At 33.2% G+C, this 16,300-nt stretch carries 13 protein-coding genes; 6 read left to right on the plus strand and 7 right to left on the minus strand.

Annotation, left to right across the window (positions count from 1 at the left end):
- Positions 1-83 precede the first annotated feature (83 nt).
- On the plus strand, positions 84-1,292 hold the full coding sequence (locus Q0829_RS09700) for a serine hydrolase domain-containing protein (protein ID WP_298541970.1): 1,209 nt from the start codon (positions 84-86) through the stop codon (positions 1,290-1,292).
- Between the two features lie 91 nt (positions 1,293-1,383).
- Here Q0829_RS09700 and Q0829_RS09705 read toward each other — a convergent pair whose 3' ends face one another.
- The 7 genes from Q0829_RS09705 to Q0829_RS09735 form a co-directional block, all read right to left on the minus strand.
- Positions 1,384-1,554, minus strand: coding sequence for a hypothetical protein (locus Q0829_RS09705; protein WP_298541971.1), 171 nt, complete (start codon positions 1,552-1,554; stop codon positions 1,384-1,386).
- Positions 1,555-1,645: 91 nt separating this feature from the next.
- A complete protein-coding gene (locus Q0829_RS09710; protein ID WP_298541972.1) occupies positions 1,646-2,566 on the minus strand; it encodes a hypothetical protein in 921 nt (306 codons plus the stop codon).
- A 105-nt stretch (positions 2,567-2,671) separates the two neighbouring features.
- Complete coding sequence (locus tag Q0829_RS09715) at positions 2,672-3,787, minus strand: T9SS type A sorting domain-containing protein (protein ID WP_298541973.1); 1,116 nt, start codon at positions 3,785-3,787, stop codon at positions 2,672-2,674.
- 85 nt (positions 3,788-3,872) lie between these two features.
- Positions 3,873-4,991, minus strand: coding sequence for an AraC family transcriptional regulator (locus Q0829_RS09720; RefSeq protein ID WP_298541974.1), 1,119 nt, complete (start codon positions 4,989-4,991; stop codon positions 3,873-3,875).
- Positions 4,992-5,094: 103 nt separating this feature from the next.
- Positions 5,095-5,991, minus strand: coding sequence for an aldo/keto reductase (locus tag Q0829_RS09725; RefSeq protein ID WP_298541975.1), 897 nt, complete (start codon positions 5,989-5,991; stop codon positions 5,095-5,097).
- A 32-nt stretch (positions 5,992-6,023) separates the two neighbouring features.
- Complete coding sequence (locus tag Q0829_RS09730) at positions 6,024-6,383, minus strand: YraN family protein (protein WP_298541976.1); 360 nt, start codon at positions 6,381-6,383, stop codon at positions 6,024-6,026.
- A gap of 1 nt (position 6,384) precedes the next feature.
- Complete coding sequence (locus tag Q0829_RS09735) at positions 6,385-7,281, minus strand: LD-carboxypeptidase (RefSeq protein WP_298541977.1); 897 nt, start codon at positions 7,279-7,281, stop codon at positions 6,385-6,387.
- Between the two features lie 102 nt (positions 7,282-7,383).
- Between Q0829_RS09735 and Q0829_RS09740 the strand changes: the two genes are divergently transcribed.
- From Q0829_RS09740 to metG, 5 genes are all read left to right on the plus strand, one after another.
- A complete protein-coding gene (locus Q0829_RS09740) occupies positions 7,384-8,928 on the plus strand; it encodes a DUF1800 domain-containing protein (RefSeq protein ID WP_298541978.1) in 1,545 nt (514 codons plus the stop codon).
- A gap of 7 nt (positions 8,929-8,935) precedes the next feature.
- Entirely contained in the window at positions 8,936-10,570 is a 1,635-nt protein-coding gene (locus Q0829_RS09745; protein ID WP_298541979.1) for a DUF1501 domain-containing protein, read from the plus strand.
- A gap of 391 nt (positions 10,571-10,961) precedes the next feature.
- On the plus strand, positions 10,962-12,422 hold the full coding sequence (locus tag Q0829_RS09750) for a DUF1800 domain-containing protein (RefSeq protein WP_298541980.1): 1,461 nt from the start codon (positions 10,962-10,964) through the stop codon (positions 12,420-12,422).
- Between the two features lie 7 nt (positions 12,423-12,429).
- Positions 12,430-14,043: a DUF1501 domain-containing protein gene (locus tag Q0829_RS09755; protein WP_298541981.1), complete on the plus strand. Its 1,614-nt coding sequence runs from the start codon at positions 12,430-12,432 to the stop codon at positions 14,041-14,043.
- A gap of 186 nt (positions 14,044-14,229) precedes the next feature.
- On the plus strand, positions 14,230-16,296 hold the full coding sequence (gene metG, locus Q0829_RS09760; RefSeq protein WP_298541982.1) for a methionine--tRNA ligase: 2,067 nt from the start codon (positions 14,230-14,232) through the stop codon (positions 16,294-16,296).
- Positions 16,297-16,300 lie beyond the last annotated feature (4 nt).

The raw sequence follows: 16,300 nt of genomic DNA on the forward strand, positions 1-16,300 counted from the left end.
AATTTATCTCTATTAACAATAACTATCATTGGATCATCTTTCAATGACTAGAAATTCTTTGCCCAATTTTAAACATAAATGATATGAAAAAACGATTTATAATTATCTCAGCAACAGTATTTACACTTATACTAAGTTTCTTTCTTTTTGAGCCTCTTTTCACATATATGATAGGCTGGAATAACCTACCTAATAATAACAATATCCGACCTGTACGACCTCACAATGATCTTGTTCTAAAAAAAGCTGATAGTGTACTTAAAACAATCTACAAAAAATTAAACACACCTGCTGTATCCATTGCTGTAGGTCAAAACAATAAAGTAATTTGGTCTAATGCTATGGGATATCAGGATATTGAGAATGAAACTTTAGTGGATCTTACTACCAAATTTAGAATAGGAAGTACTTCCAAAGCAGTCACTTCATTAGGAATAGGCGTTCTTCTAAAAGAAAACAAACTTCGTTTAGAGCATCAAGTAAAACAATTGGTTCCTTATATAGATAATCATCTTGGAGAATTAACATTGAAACAACTCGCTTCACACACTTCGGGAATTAGAAATTATGGTGCTTGTCTTTGCTTTCCTATTTGGGAATATTATAATAACGATCCGTATGCAAGCGTAGAAAAAAGCATTCAATTATTTAATGATGATAAGTTACTATTCACTCCAGGTATTGATTTTAGCTATAGTAGTTATAATTATACACTTTTAAGCGCAATGATGGAAGAAGCTTCTGGAAAACCATTTCCAGAATTTATGAGAGAATTTATATTCCAACCATTAGATGCAAAATTTATCGTGGAGGAAACTTCAGAAACTATAAAAAATGCTGCAAAATTTTATGACATAAATGATCAAGAATATAAAAAAGTATATCCTGTTAACAATAGTAACAAATGGGCTGGCGGAGGGTTTTTGGCATCTCCAACTGACCTTGTCAAACTTGGAAATGCTTTTTTAAATTATCAATTATTCGATCAAAACATTACTGAGATACTTACAACACCCGTATTACTTAACAATGCTGAAATTAACGAACAAAATTATGCTATCGGTTGGAGAAATGACACTGTAGATATATTTGAAAACGGAACTAAAATTAGGGTTTGGCATCACGGAGGCATTGCTAATGGATCTATTTCATTGTTAGTATTATTTCCTGAATATAACTTATCGATATCTCTGCTCGCCAACAAAAATGGTTCATCTTCTGATTTATTTGAAAATGTTTATGCAATTGCAAAAATATTCATAACCAAAAAACCTATAGACAATGAAATCTAATATTTGATTAACATATTTGTAAAAAAAGGTTGGAATCATGTGATTCCAACCTTTTAATATTTGAATTAGCCTTAAAAATATTCTTCATTAATTAAAACGGTCCACCAACCGGTCTACAGAAACATCCTACGCAGATTAATGGATAATCACAATCTGATCCAGAATGGCATTCGGAGTTTAAGCCTCCTCCTCCATTAACAGATTGTTGCTGTTTTTTGTTTAATTCTTTTACTCCTTCTTGAGTTAAAATTGATTTTAACATAATAATTTGGTTTTAAGATTAATTTGCAATGTGAGAGTAAGTTACAAAATAAAAATAGAAAAATTCCCCTAATTTTATTCATGATTTTAATTTAATACTCTATCTTACTTTCTATAATTCTTAGATTACTTGTACCGGCATCCGAGACATATAGAACTTTACCATTTGAGCTCGCCAAAATACCATTGGGAAAATTAAACGTAGCCTCCGAAATATCGCCGTCATCATTACCCAATACACTTCCAGCGAATACCTCAACTTCATTTTCTTTATTAAGATTGATTTTATAAATTTTATGCTCTCCAAGCTGAGTCGCAAAAAGAAAACCTTTGGCATATGTCAAAAATCCTAAGAAATTAGCATTTGGAGCATCTGCAGGTAATTCGGCAATAAATGACAACACCCCATCTTTGAATTTATAAATTTTTCTGTCGTTAAAATTCCCTATATACGTATTCCCCCTCCTATCAAAAGCAATTCCAGCAGGCCCATTAATAGGTGCTCCTTCGTGTAACTTAGTAATTGTATTATCTTCTGATAAGACATTAATTGTATTGGTGTTATATTCTACAAACAACATATCATTGGTCCCCGGAATTCGTTTTATACCAGCGGGAGAAATTGCAGGGATACTATCTAATTGTGTACCTTCTTCTGAATATTTATAAATAGTATTCCCAAAATTATCACATACATAGACCTCATTATCTTTGTTAATTCCAATTCCATTTGGAGAGACTAAACCATTTGCAAAAACGGTCACTTCTCTAGAAGGAGTCATTTTATACACTGTATTCCCTACAAAATCTGACCCGTATAAATTTCCCTTACGATCTATAGCTAGCCCATCATAAAAAGCTCCGTCTGTAACCGTTTCTACCGTCGTTGTTATATTGGGTACTTCTCCCGGTCTGCAGGAAATAAATAATAAGGAAAAAAGAAAAACGGGTATAACCGTGGAAGAATACATTGCTTTTTTAAGTGTCAAAAAATAATTAACTGTTCGTTTCATTTGATGTAATTTTAAAAGTTATGCTCAAAATTGACTCAAAAGCACTGAATAATCGACCGAGGGTATACCCTGAAACGTCTTTTAGCGAATATTTCCTTAAAAAAATTACTTGACTACTTTTTCTGATGTTCTATACTTACCTGATGTTATAAGTACCGTATAAACTCCGGAACTCCAAGTACTGGTATTTATATTTCTTTCAAAAGCTTTAGTTTTAAATGGATTTGATTCTGAAAAAACTCTTTGTCCAAGCGTATCATATACCGCTACATCAAAACTACTTTGTTCCAGAAGTACTCCTTTTATCGTTAACATTTCTCTTGATGGATTTGGATATAATAGTAAGGAAAAGTCAGCTTCTTTTAATTCATTGATGCTAAGAGTTACATCAGAAATTATTCTGAGATTTTTTGTTCCCGCATCACTTACATATATGGTCGCCCCATCTGGGCTAGCCAAAATACCATTAGGAAGATTAAATGTTGCATCCGCAATATTTCCATTTGCACTCCCTACAGTACTTCCTGCATATACATCGAAATCATCCACGTTTTGAGGATTAATCTGATAAACACGATGCTCTCCCAATTGAGTAGCATATAAAAATCCATTAGCATATGTCAAGAAACCTAAAAAATTGCTATTGATCCCCCTTGAAGGTAATTGAGCTACGTATGTCAATACTCCATTATCATACTTATGAATTCTTCTGTCGTTAAAATTTCCTATAAATATTACACCATTATCATCAAAAGCTATACCAGCAGGTCCATTTAACGGACTCCCAGAAAATAGTTGAGTAATTGTCCCATCTGATGAAAGTTGGTTTATAGTATTATTACCGTAACCCACAAAAAGCATATCATCACTGTTCGGCATTTTTTTTATTCCAGCAGGAGTAAGCGTAGGATAGCTAGCAAGTTCATCTCCCTGATCATTATACTTTAGTATTCTATTATTTTCATGATCGCATATGTAAATTTCATTATTACTATTCACACCAATTCCGTTAGGTGTGTTTAGACCACTCACAAAAGTGCTTACATTACCATTGACATCCAATTTAAAAACCGAATCCCCTGAATAATCAGATCCATACAAATTTCCATTTATATCCAAAGCAAGTCCATCGTGAAAAAGCCCGTCTGTAACAGTAGTTACAGTTTGAGAATTTAAGCTAGCGGTTACTAATAAAAAAAGTAGAGCGTAGAGAGTTTTCATATCATTCATAATTTTTAAAATTAACTTCGAAATTAATTTCAAAAACTATGATAAACGACCGTTTGGATACAGTAATACTAATTTATTATACTATTCCCATTTTCTTTATATAATTACTTGGGGTATCATTCTTAATCATTTTGAAAGCTTTATTAAAAGTTGATTTTGAATTAAAACCCGAATCTAATGACAAAGCCAAAATGGTATGATTAAAGTGTTCTCCCTTTTGAATTTTAGAAATAAACTCTTGGACTCTATACGTGTTGATGTAATCATAAAAACTACATTTATGTATATTGTTAAGTAACCAAGACACATTGTTAGTAGAGGTATTAAGTTCTTTAGAGAGATCCTTTAATGTCAGTTCATTATTTAAATATATCTTTTTATGGACCATAAGATCTTCTAAATTCTTTTTTAGTATTTCTAATTCTTCACCATTCAATCGCCCTTTTTGAACTGCTTTTTTCTTAATCAGTGGAACTCTAAATATTTCAGGTTGTTTTAAACTAAAAAAGCCTACGATATAAATAAATATAGGAATAGACATCCAAATTAGGTGATAACTAATGAAATACAATTCTTTAATTCTCATAAAATAGTTAGCGTAACTTATCATCCATAAAATCAGAAACATTAAAATTCCAAATAGGAAAAACTTCAGGAAAGTATGTACTTTCTGTGAATACGAAAGATTCTCTTTTTCTACTTTTTTATATACTCTAAGTAAATGATATGATGTAATCATGTACACTAAATTGCTTATTAAACCGGTAGTCTCTACAATAAAGTACACATAGTCAAGACCTCCTTGGCCGACAAAGATTTTTAACTCTTCTATAGTAAAAGATAATGTCCAAATAAAAAATGCTATATGAAGAAACGCAGGAATAAAATGATACCACGGAATCTTATAATCAGGAGATTCAGAAAAAGTTAATCTTCTTATATAGATATAGAATAAAGGGCCAAAAACGAAAATCAACGTATCCACAAAACCTGCAATCCTAAAAAATAAGGCTCCTGAAAACCGTGGGTAACATATCCTACCTACAAGCATCAGAGAAGCTATAAACAATACGAATGACAAAATCTTATTTGCTCGCTTGTTTTTATTATGAATTAATGAAAGTGTAATAGCCAAAAAAATACCTTGACTAATTCCTAAAACCAACAATAAATCGACAATTCCAAATGAATTCATACAAGTGATTAAAATTTATCTAACAAATTTAATTGAAATAATAAGTAAGAGCGACCGTCTGGATACATTAATACTTCTAAAAAGGGTTATTATGTCATATAAATCATCTATGATTTATATATAAATTTGGTTTAATACTATTACTTAACTGTATTAGTTCTTGATTTGATAATAGTTTGTTATTAGAAATCTCTATACAATCAAGCAACTGCTCTTTTGTTCGTATACCAATCACTGCAGAAGTTACATAACTATTTTTTAATACGAATTGAATAGCCGTTTGGCACATTGATCTCTTATTATTAGATAAATTTTTCACAAGATCAACCACCTTTTTTACTTCTGAAGCAGTATAATCTAAATAGTCGGTTGATGGTTTTCCTGCCAACAACCCTTTTGCTATGGATCCTCTCGTTAGCACTCCAATATTGTTTTCCTCTAATAAATGTAAGCAGGATTCTTCTGGTCTTCTATCTAGTAGACTGTATTGCATCATTACACTAGATATATTACTACGTTTTACATATTCTCTAATGACATTTGGTCGTATAGATGAGATGCCATAATATCTTATTTTCCCTTCCTTTTTTAATATTTCAAAAGCGTCTATAGTTTCATCTATGGGATCATCAATAGTACCGCCATGTAATTGATACAAATCGATGTAATCCGTTTGTAATCTCCTTAAACTTTCTTCAACAGACTTTAAGATATATTTCTTACTAGGATTCCAATCCCAACCAGTACCATCTTCACGCATTTGATTTCCCACTTTTGTCCCAATGATTACCTTATCTCTAAAATCTTTAACAGCACTTCCCAACATGACTTCATTTTGACCATTTTGGTATAAATCAGCGGTATCAAAATAATTAATCCCTTTATCAAATGCCAGATGAATTAACTTCTCATTAATATCTAAATCTTCTTTTAGTGACATACATCCAAAAGATACTTCACTAATCTTCATTTCCGAATTACCAAGCTTGCGATAGTTCATTTCTTTTACGGTGTGTTAAATTTTAGATACTATTAAAAATGATAAAAAGCATCCTCGAGATGTTCAATATTAGTTCCTAATTTATTTTTTATAATGGCTATTACATCAAAACGAACTTCTACATCCAGATCATTCTCTACAACATAATGGTCAATTGCTTTTACCAATAACTGTATTTGTTTCGGTTTCACAAAATCCTGAGGATCTCCAAAATCGGGAGTACTTCTGGTCTTTACTTCTACAACTATAATGATGTCTCCTTGTTGAGCAATAATATCAATTTCAGCTTTCAGATATCTATAATTTGTCTCCAAAATAGTATATCCTTGTTTCTGTAAAAACTCTATCGCTAATTTTTCACCTTCTTTACCCAATGTATTATGTGCTGCCATACTAAATATATTTAAGAGTTACGGAATCCTGATCCATTGTTATAGAAACTTTAGCTCCTAAAACTAGTGCTCTGTTATCTTCTATATGACCCATTGGAAAATCAAAGACTACAGGAAAATCATATCCTTTTACAATATCTAATATGATTTCTTGAGCATTTTTTCCAAAAGAAATATTATTGTCGTGCATTTTAGTCATACCACCAACAATCAGCCCTTTTAATTCATCAAAATATCCATTACGTTTTAGATTTTGTAACATCCTATCTATATGATATAAATATTCATCCAAATCTTCGATACAAAGTATTTTACCTTTGGTATCTATAGAGGAAGTAGAACCGCATATTGAATACAAAATTGACAAATTACCACCAATAAGTGTTCCTTTACAGTCCCCAGGTCTATTATTTTTGGAAACCGGAATGCAATAATTCTTGGGTTTTCCAAATAAAGCACTCTTTAACGATTTTCTTGCATCTTCCGTACCTTTATGAATATCAACAGGCATTGCTGCGTGTATCGTAGCGATATTAAAATTATGAACATGAGTGTGTAATACGGTAATATCAGAATATCCAACAATCCACTTGGGATGTTTTATGAAGGTAGAAAAATCCAACAAATCTATTATTCTTACTGTACCATAACCGCCTCGCGCACACCAGATAGCCTTGATTTCGGGATCATCTAGCATCTTCTGAAAATCTAGCCTTCGCTCTTCATCAGTTCCTGCAAATTGATTGTTTTCTAACCCAATGGTGTTACCAATAACGGGTTCTAAATTCCATTTTCTTAAAATCTCAATGGCTTCATCAATTTCTTTTTTTATAATTTTTCTTGCAGTAGAAACTATGGCTATTTTATCTCCTTTTCTTATAAAATCAGGCTTCAACATTTCTTAAAATTTCATTTTATGATACTAATTAACAAATGTTTTCGTTCTAAACTATTATATTACAGTGAAAATCGTCCCTTAACACTAATAAACCTATTGCCTATGATCTCTGATACTTCTTGTAACTTAGCATCCTTGGACCCCTATGTTCCCACATCCGAGAACCCCTGGAATGTCAGTAAAATCAATCATTTATACCGTCGTGTTGCTTTTGGAGCTACTAAAACTCAAGTAACTGATGCTTTAAACCAAAACGATCCATCAGCATTAGTAGATTCTTTAATTGATGCTGCTATTGCGTTGGCTCCTAATGCTGCTCCGGAATGGGGTTTCTGGAACCGAGATCAATTTGAAGCTGCAGAAGAAGCTAATGAAGATAATGATATCAATTTTTACCAAGATGAAGGTAAAAGACAAATGATATATGATTTCCTTCAAAACGGATTGAGAGACCGATTAACGCTGTTTTGGAGTAATCATTTTGTAACCGAAGACCAAGTATACAGAAGTCCTGCCTATCAATATCAATATTATAATCTTCTTCAACTACACTCACTTGGTAATTTTAGACAATTTGTATATGATATAGGTATTTCTTCTGCTATGTTGGTTTATCTAAATGGTGACGAAAACACTAGAGATAGACCTAATGAAAATTATGCTCGAGAATTATATGAATTATTTACCTTAGGTGTGGATAATGGATATGATGAAAATGATATACTAGAAACTGCAAAAGCGATTACAGGTTGGGTAGAAACCAATGATATTGCTTGGGGACCTATTGTGTTTAACCCAGGACAGTTTAGTAATGATAATAAAAACATTTTTGGTCAAACAGCCAATTTTGGGTATTATGGTCTTGGAGATCCTAATGATGTAATTGCAAATCTCTTTGCACAACGAGAAACATTAGTTGCAAATTATATCTGTGGCAAATTATACACCTATTTTGTTAGTTCTACTTGTAATGAGGCAATCGTTGCACAAATGTCACAAACATTTATTGATAACAACTTCGAAATTGCACCCGTACTTCGCCAACTATTTAAAAGTGAACATTTTTTCGATCGAGAAGCAATTGGTGCAATTATTAAAAGTCCTATTGATTTATTCGTTTCCTTTTTTAATGAATTACATTTCGAATCACCACCTACATTAGATTCGCTAAACTCCTTATTAGGAAGAACCACTACTATAGGACAAGAGGTACTTAATCCTATTGATGTAGAAGGTTGGCAAGGAAATGAAGATTGGATAAGTCCGGATTATTTAATTGGTAGATGGGAAGGTGTTCAAAACATTCTTAATACTTCCTACTCTCAAAATCAGGCACAATTTGGTCAATTTTTAAATCAACTGCCTATCGGAACGCTAGCAGATGGTTTCGTAAATAATACCTTACAAGGTGAACAGGTAAACGTTGTTGTAAAAGCAATTCTAGATTATTTTCTACCAAGAGGATTAGAAGATCAAACATTATTTGATGAGGCCTTAGCCATTTTTAAGGAATTTTATCCGGAGAATTATTACGAACCCGATGCAGTAGCTCCTTTTCTTTGGACCTTAGATTTACCGGGAGTTCCCGATCAATTTTATGCGCTACTTAGTCATATCGATGAATTGCCTGAATTCCAACTTAAATAATAAACTTATGTGTAATACGCATCACCCCAACAATACAAAAGCAACAAAAACAACCTCCAAGGAAGGAGTTTGTAACCCAGACGAACATAAAAAATGGAATCGTAGATCATTTTTACAAGCACTAGGACTTGTAGGAGGTGGATCTATGATGTTAGCAAATACGAATCTTACTGTTTCCAGACCTTCTCCTTTATCAGTTGCATTAAGTCAAGCTGAAACTGATAAAATATTAATTATTTGCAGATTAGGTGGAGGAAATGATGGTTACAATACCATTATTCCTGTAAATCAGTATGAAAGTTATGCGCGGGCAAGACCACTAATTAAAATTCCTCCAAGTGAATTTATTAATTTGGAAGAAAACGAGTATGCAATGCCAAAACCTATGAATAAATTAGAAAATTTATGGGGAGATGGGCAAATGAAAGTTGCACACGGCGTAGGTTATGAAGATCAAACCTTATCACATTTTAGAGGAACTGATATTTGGGCAAATACGAACCTAACAGAAGAAGAACAATCTGGATTTATGGGTAGATATTTTCAGAGGTTATATCCTAGTTATATTACTGATCCACCACCAAGTCCACCTTCTATACAGATTGGTAGTCTTGGTAATCTAATTTTTAGAGGTCCGGAAAATGATTTTTCATTTGCTATTTCGGACCCAAGACGATTAGAGCAATATATTGAAAATCAAGGATACAGGTTGGATTCTGATCCAGATTGCACCTATGGTGATCGCTTAAATTTTATAAGAGAAAGTACGAATGTAACTTACACTTATGCAGAAGCAATTTTTGATGCTTTTAATCGATCTACTGATTTTGGCGGGTATTTAGAAAACGATAATTTCGCTAGACAAATGCGAATCGTCGCTCGTTTAATCAAAGGAAATCTCGGAACTAAAGTGTTTATGGTTACACTAGGTGGTTTTGACACTCATAACAATCAAATACAAAGACACCAACAATTACTAAATTCTTTTTCCGAAGGTATTAGTAATTTTTATGCAGATCTACAAGCCTCTGGATGGGATGATAAAGTCTTAACCATGACCATCTCTGAATTTGGAAGAAGATTGGTTGAGAATGGTTCTTTAGGAACCGATCACGGTACTGTTGCTCCTATGATGTTTTTCGGAACTGGACTTAATGGTAATGGTTTTATAGGAGAACACCCTACACTCCCTGAAAATCCTAGCGTTGGTTTTAATGCTGAAAGCACTAATGATTTTAGACAAATCTATTCTACAATAATGAAAGAATGGTTATGTATCCCTGCGGATACAGTAAACCAGGCATTACTTGGTGCAGAGTTTGAATCATTGGATCTAGGGTTTACTTGTGGTGGAGTTAGTCCCAACATACCCGGAGATGGAGAAACACTCTCGCATATAGTAACCTATGATGGAGGTCAAACTTTTATTAATATTAATAATCCAGAAACGACTCATGTAGACATTACATTGTTTAATATCATTGGGCAAAAAGTAGCCACATTAAGAAATGAAATGCTTCTAGAAGGAGATCACATTATAGATGTAAAAGAATCTGCCGGAACCAGATTAAGTACTGGTCAATATGTATATAGAATAGAAACCGGAACAGGTGAATTTAGTAGATCCTTGATGATTTCCTAGAAAGAAAAAATACTACTTTTTTAAAAAGCACTAATCTATCATTGATAATTAGTGCTTTTTTATTGCAAAATAAATTGAAGTACAAAATAGTAAAATCCTGTTTTTAAGAAAACTATAAGTGATTTTAACATTTTTTAGCAACTAAAAAATTAGACAAAAAACGAATACTCACTCATTAGCAACGCATACTAAAAGCATAACTATACCCACTCACTAAATCCATAAGTTTAGGTCAATTTTGATAATCAGTATCCGGTTTTTGTTCTAATAGTAAACAAAATCAAAAAATTTCATAATAATGGCTAAATGTTTCTTAATAAGAAACTAACTATCAAATAATTACGTTTCAAAAATTAAACTATTACAATATTCTTAACTAACACAAACTTTTATGATGACAACAAATACTTCGTGTAACGTTGCTTCATTAAATGTCTATTCTCCAACGAATACAAATCCCTGGAATAGACAAAAGATTAATCATTTGTATAGAAGACTTGGTTTTGGTGCAACTCCCGAGATGGTGAACAACGCTCTTAATCAAAACCCTTCAAATCTAATTGATAGTCTTATTGATGAAGCTTTGAATCTAAACCCAACTCCAGCGCCAGAATGGGGTTATTGGATTAAAGATGATTTTGATGCCACACCAGAAAATCCTTTTTCATATAGAAGGGATTGGAAAAATCAAATGGTAGCAGACATGTTTCAAAATAATCTCCGAGATCGTCTTACCTTATTTTGGAGTAATCATTTTGTAACAGAAGACAATACATACCAAAGCCCTGCTTATCTGTTTCAATATTATAACCTACTACAATTTCATTCATTAGGTAATTTTAAAGACTTTACTTCTGATATAGGTCTTTCTTCAGCCATGTTAATTTACTTAAATGGATATCAGAACACAAAAAATAGACCTAATGAGAATTATGGAAGAGAGCTTTATGAGCTTTTTACTTTGGGCGTAGATAATGGATACACTCAAAATGATATTGTCGAAACTGCCAGAGCATTAACCGGTTGGAATGAAAGAGAACAACGTTGGGGAGCCATCACTTTTGATACTAACAAATTTGATAATGAAAATAAAATAATTTTTGACCAAGAAGGTAATTGGGACTATAATGATGTTATCAGAATTCTTTTTGAGCAAAGACCCACACAAATAGCAAAATTCATTTGCGGTAAATTCTATCGTTATTTTATTAGCCCCGCTGTAAACGAAGACATTGTAAATCAACTTGCGCAGACTTTTCTGGATAATAACTTCGAAATAGCGCCGGTACTAAGACAATTATTTAAAAGTGAACATTTTTTTGACGAAAGGAGTCAAGGTGTGCTTATTAAAAGTCCTACCGATGTGCAGATCAATTTTTTTAAAGATTTAAATTTTGAGTTACCTGTAGATTTTGAATTTAATAACAAAATACGAGGTGGATGCCAGGAATTAGGGCAAGAATTATTAAAGCCCGTAGATGTTGCTGGTTGGCAAGGAGATAAAGATTGGATTGATTCTAGTACGTTAACTACAAGATGGGACAGAATCGGTTGGTATTTATGGAGATCGTGGAGACATAATGAAGAACAGTTTAGAACACTTGCAATAGATATTATGGGAAGTAATTCTAATGATGTGGAGCTTGTGTCAAAATCAATTTTAGATAACTTCCTTTCCAAGGAGTTACTAAGTGCTACAGAATATAGCCAAGGATTAGAAATTTTTAAAGATCAAGTCCCAGAAAACTATTTTGAAGATGGTACCTGGAGTCTTAATTGGGATACAGCCCCCAGACAAGTCTACAGACTTTTACAATTTCTTATAACGATTCCCGAATTCCAACTTAAATAGAAAAATCATGTGTGATACTCATTATAAAAACTTCACTCCAAAACCTGATAGTTGTAATAATCAGGAACATAAAAAATGGAACAGACGTTCATTTCTACAAGCTTTAGGTATTGTGGGAGGAGGAACAGTGGCATTTGCTAACACTGCCTTATCTGTATCGAAACCATCGCGTCTATCAGCTGCTCTTGACGAATCAGAAACTGATAGAGTACTTATTATTATTAGACTTAAGGGAGGTAATGATGGATTAAATACTGTGATCCCAATTAACCAATATGATACTTATGCCAATGCTCGTCCTAATATAAGAATACGAGAAAATCAACTATTCAATCTTAATGATGATTATGGAATGCCGAACTATGCCAATAAATTCCAACAATTATGGGGTGATGGCAAGATGAAAATAGTTCATGGCGTTGGATATGAAGAAAGTGCCTTATCGCATTTTACAGGTTCTGATATTTGGGCAACTTCTGATGTAACAGATCAGGAAGATACCGGCTGGATGGGGCGATACTTTGAAAACCTATATCCTGATTATTTACTAAACCCTCCAGAACGCCCAGCGGCAATCCAGATAGGAAGTAGTGGTAATCTTATATTTAATGGAGACCAAAATAATTTTGCCTTTTCTGTAGCTGACCCTAAAAAACTCTTTGAAATTGCTCAAAATGGGTCTCTATATGACCTCAACAATCTTCCAGATTGCACACACGGAGAAAAAGTAGGGTATCTAAAAGGTGTTGCTAATACTACATTTACCTATGCAGGTGTCATCAATGATGCTTATGAAAGCACATCTGACTTTGGAAATTATCCCGATAATAGGTTATCAGAACAATTAAGTGTTGTTTCCAGACTAATAAAAGGTAATTTAGGAACTAAAGTATATTTTGTAACTCTAGGTGGTTTTGACACTCATAATGACCAATTGAATAGACAGGAACAGCTTATTACTCAACTTTCAGAAACAATGGCTCATTTTTATGATGATCTTAAAGATGCAGGATGGGATGATAAAGTAGTATCTATGACTATTTCAGAATTTGGAAGAAGGGTAAAAGAAAATGGATCGCGTGGAACGGATCACGGTACTGCAGCTCCTATGATGCTTTTTGGAACTGGACTGGATGGTAATGGTTTTATCGGAGAACATCCTGATTTATCTAACCTGAACAGAAATGGAAACTTATACAATACTAACGATTTTAGACAAGTTTATGCTACCATAATGAAAGAATGGCTATGTATAGATGGTAATGTTGTAGATCAAGTTCTTCTGGGTGAACAATATAATCCTCTAGACTTAGGATTTAATTGTAGTAGTCTTGGTACAGATGAAGAAATTCCTGATTTTCAAAATTTTAGCCACACAGTTACTTATACTGGTAGTCAATCTTTTATTCATATAACCAACACTCAAGTAGGTCACGTAAATATTGATTTATATAGCATTACGGGACAAAAAATAGCTACAATAAAAAATGAAATACTCTTAGAAGGAGAACATGTTATTAATGTAAAAGAAGCAGCTAAGACCAGATTATCTGAAGGGTTTTATGCATATCGAATTACAAAAGGCAAGCAACAATATAGCAAACCGGTAATGATTTTATAACTGGATTCAAAATCCTAATTTTATGTTAGACAGTATCAGATTAATTTCTGATACTGTTTTTTTATGTAAAAAAATCTTAAAACGCCTTCAGTAATAACACATTATTTAAGTTTTATATTAATTAAATAAAGCCTTCTTATTTTATCTCAGTGTTTAGTACCTTTGTGCCTCATTTTTACAAGCATTATGAACGCACCTAAGAGATACACAATTACATCTGCCTTACCATATACTAACGGACCTATTCATATAGGACATCTAGCAGGAGTTTACGTACCTGCAGATATCTATTCCAGATATTTAAGAATCACTGGAAACGACGTAGCTTTTATTTGTGGTAGCGATGAGCATGGTGCTGCAATCCCTATGCGTGCAAAAAAAGAAGGAGTTTCTCCTCGGGTAATTATAGATAAGTATCACGCAATTATCAAAAAATCTTTTGAAGACTTCGGGATTACTTTTGATAATTACTCCAGAACCTCTGCCCCTATTCATCATGAAACAGCTTCTGAGTTTTTTAAGAAATTATATGAGGATGGAAAATTTATTGAGGAAACATCAGAACAATTATATGATGCAGAAGCTGATCAGTTTCTTGCCGATAGATTTGTAACTGGTACTTGTCCAAAATGTGGAAATGAAGAAGCATATGGTGATCAATGCGAGAACTGTGGTAGTTCATTAAACGCAACAGATTTAATAAACCCTAAATCTACTATTTCTGGAGCAAAACCAACGTTAAAACAGACCAAACACTGGTTTTTACCATTAGATCAATATGAAGATTTTCTGAGAGAGTGGGTATTAGTTGGTCATAAAAAAGACTGGAAGACCAATGTATATGGTCAAATCAAATCCTGGGTGGATGATGGTTTAAGGCCAAGAGCGGTTACTCGTGATTTAGATTGGGGAATTCCCGTTCCGGTTGAAGGTGCAGAAGGAAAAGTACTATATGTATGGTTTGATGCACCAATCGGATACATCTCTTCTACTAAAGAATGGGCTGACAGAGAAGGAAAAGACTGGGAACCTTATTGGAAAGATGAAGATACTAAGCTAGTACATTTCATTGGTAAGGATAATATTGTATTTCACTGTATTATTTTTCCTAGTATGCTAAAAGCAGAAGGTAGTTATATACTACCAGAAAATGTACCTGCTAACGAATTTTTAAATCTGGAAGGTAACAAACTCTCTACCTCTAAGAATTGGGCCGTTTGGTTACATGAGTATTTAGAAGATTTTCCGGATAAGCAAGACGTATTACGATATGCTTTAACAGCAAATGCTCCAGAAACTAAGGATAATGATTTTACCTGGAAAGATTTTCAGGATAGAAACAATAATGAACTGGTCGGTAATTTTGGGAATTTCATCAACAGAATTGTTGTACTAACCAACAAATACTATGACGGTGTCGTTCCTACTCCAAATGAATTTTCTGAATTAGATCTACAAACATTAACCGAATTAAGAGCGTATCCAGCTGTTATTAGTAGTTCTATCGAAAGATATCGTTTTAGAGAAGGCTCACAAGAGTTATTAAACGTTTCTAGATTGGGTAATAAATATTTAGCGGATGAAGAACCCTGGAAACTTATTAAGACGGATCCAGAACGTGTAAAAACCATTATGTATGTTGGTTTACAAGTTGCAGCGGCTTTAGCCACCTTATCAGAACCATTTTTACCATTTACTTCTCAAAAGTTAAAAAACATACTAGCTGCAACGTCAAGCGATATCAAGACGAATTGGAACGAAATAGCCACCAAAGAAGTATTGCTTCCAGCTGGTCATACAATTGAAAAAGCAGAGCTATTATTCTCCAAAATCGAAGATGCTGATATCCAAAAGCAACTGGATAAGCTAGAAGCTACTAAAAAAGCCAACGAAGCAGAAAACAAAACTATAGAACCACAAAAAGATACTGCAACTTTTGAGGATTTCACTAAAATGGATCTACGTGTAGGGACTATCGTAGAAGCAGAGAAAATGTCAAAGGCTAAAAAACTATTAGTTCTTAAAGTAGATACAGGACTTAACGTTAGAACGATCGTTTCAGGTATTGCAGAACACTTTAAACCAGAAGATTTAATTGGCAAAAAGGTAACAGTATTGGTAAATCTTGCTCCAAGAAAATTAAGAGGTGTAGAAAGCGAAGGAATGATCCTCATGACCGAAACTCCTGATGGAAAACTAGTATTCCTAAATCCGGATGAGGATGGAGTTACACCTGGTGCTGTGATTAGTTGATATT

It is taken from the genome of uncultured Aquimarina sp., assembly GCF_947492405.1.
Classification (GTDB): Bacteria; Bacteroidota; Bacteroidia; order Flavobacteriales; family Flavobacteriaceae; genus Aquimarina.

What these genes read in the sequence shown, in the direction of transcription:
- Q0829_RS09730 (WP_298541976.1), bottom strand. Translation starts at nt 6,383, where the DNA reads ATGGCAGCACATAATACATTGGGTAAAGAAGGTGAAAAATTAGCGATA.
- Q0829_RS09755 (WP_298541981.1), top strand. Translation starts at nt 12,430, where the DNA reads ATGTGTGATACTCATTATAAAAACTTCACTCCAAAACCTGATAGTTGT.
- Q0829_RS09735 (WP_298541977.1), bottom strand. Translation starts at nt 7,281, where the DNA reads ATGTTGAAGCCTGATTTTATAAGAAAAGGAGATAAAATAGCCATAGTT.
- Q0829_RS09710 (WP_298541972.1), bottom strand. Translation starts at nt 2,566, where the DNA reads ATGAAACGAACAGTTAATTATTTTTTGACACTTAAAAAAGCAATGTAT.
- metG (WP_298541982.1), top strand. Translation starts at nt 14,230, where the DNA reads ATGAACGCACCTAAGAGATACACAATTACATCTGCCTTACCATATACT.
- Q0829_RS09740 (WP_298541978.1), top strand. Translation starts at nt 7,384, where the DNA reads ATGATCTCTGATACTTCTTGTAACTTAGCATCCTTGGACCCCTATGTT.
- Q0829_RS09750 (WP_298541980.1), top strand. Translation starts at nt 10,962, where the DNA reads ATGATGACAACAAATACTTCGTGTAACGTTGCTTCATTAAATGTCTAT.
- Q0829_RS09745 (WP_298541979.1), top strand. Translation starts at nt 8,936, where the DNA reads ATGTGTAATACGCATCACCCCAACAATACAAAAGCAACAAAAACAACC.
- Q0829_RS09720 (WP_298541974.1), bottom strand. Translation starts at nt 4,991, where the DNA reads ATGAATTCATTTGGAATTGTCGATTTATTGTTGGTTTTAGGAATTAGT.
- Q0829_RS09715 (WP_298541973.1), bottom strand. Translation starts at nt 3,787, where the DNA reads ATGAAAACTCTCTACGCTCTACTTTTTTTATTAGTAACCGCTAGCTTA.
- Q0829_RS09725 (WP_298541975.1), bottom strand. Translation starts at nt 5,991, where the DNA reads ATGAACTATCGCAAGCTTGGTAATTCGGAAATGAAGATTAGTGAAGTA.
- Q0829_RS09700 (WP_298541970.1), top strand. Translation starts at nt 84, where the DNA reads ATGAAAAAACGATTTATAATTATCTCAGCAACAGTATTTACACTTATA.
- Q0829_RS09705 (WP_298541971.1), bottom strand. Translation starts at nt 1,554, where the DNA reads ATGTTAAAATCAATTTTAACTCAAGAAGGAGTAAAAGAATTAAACAAA.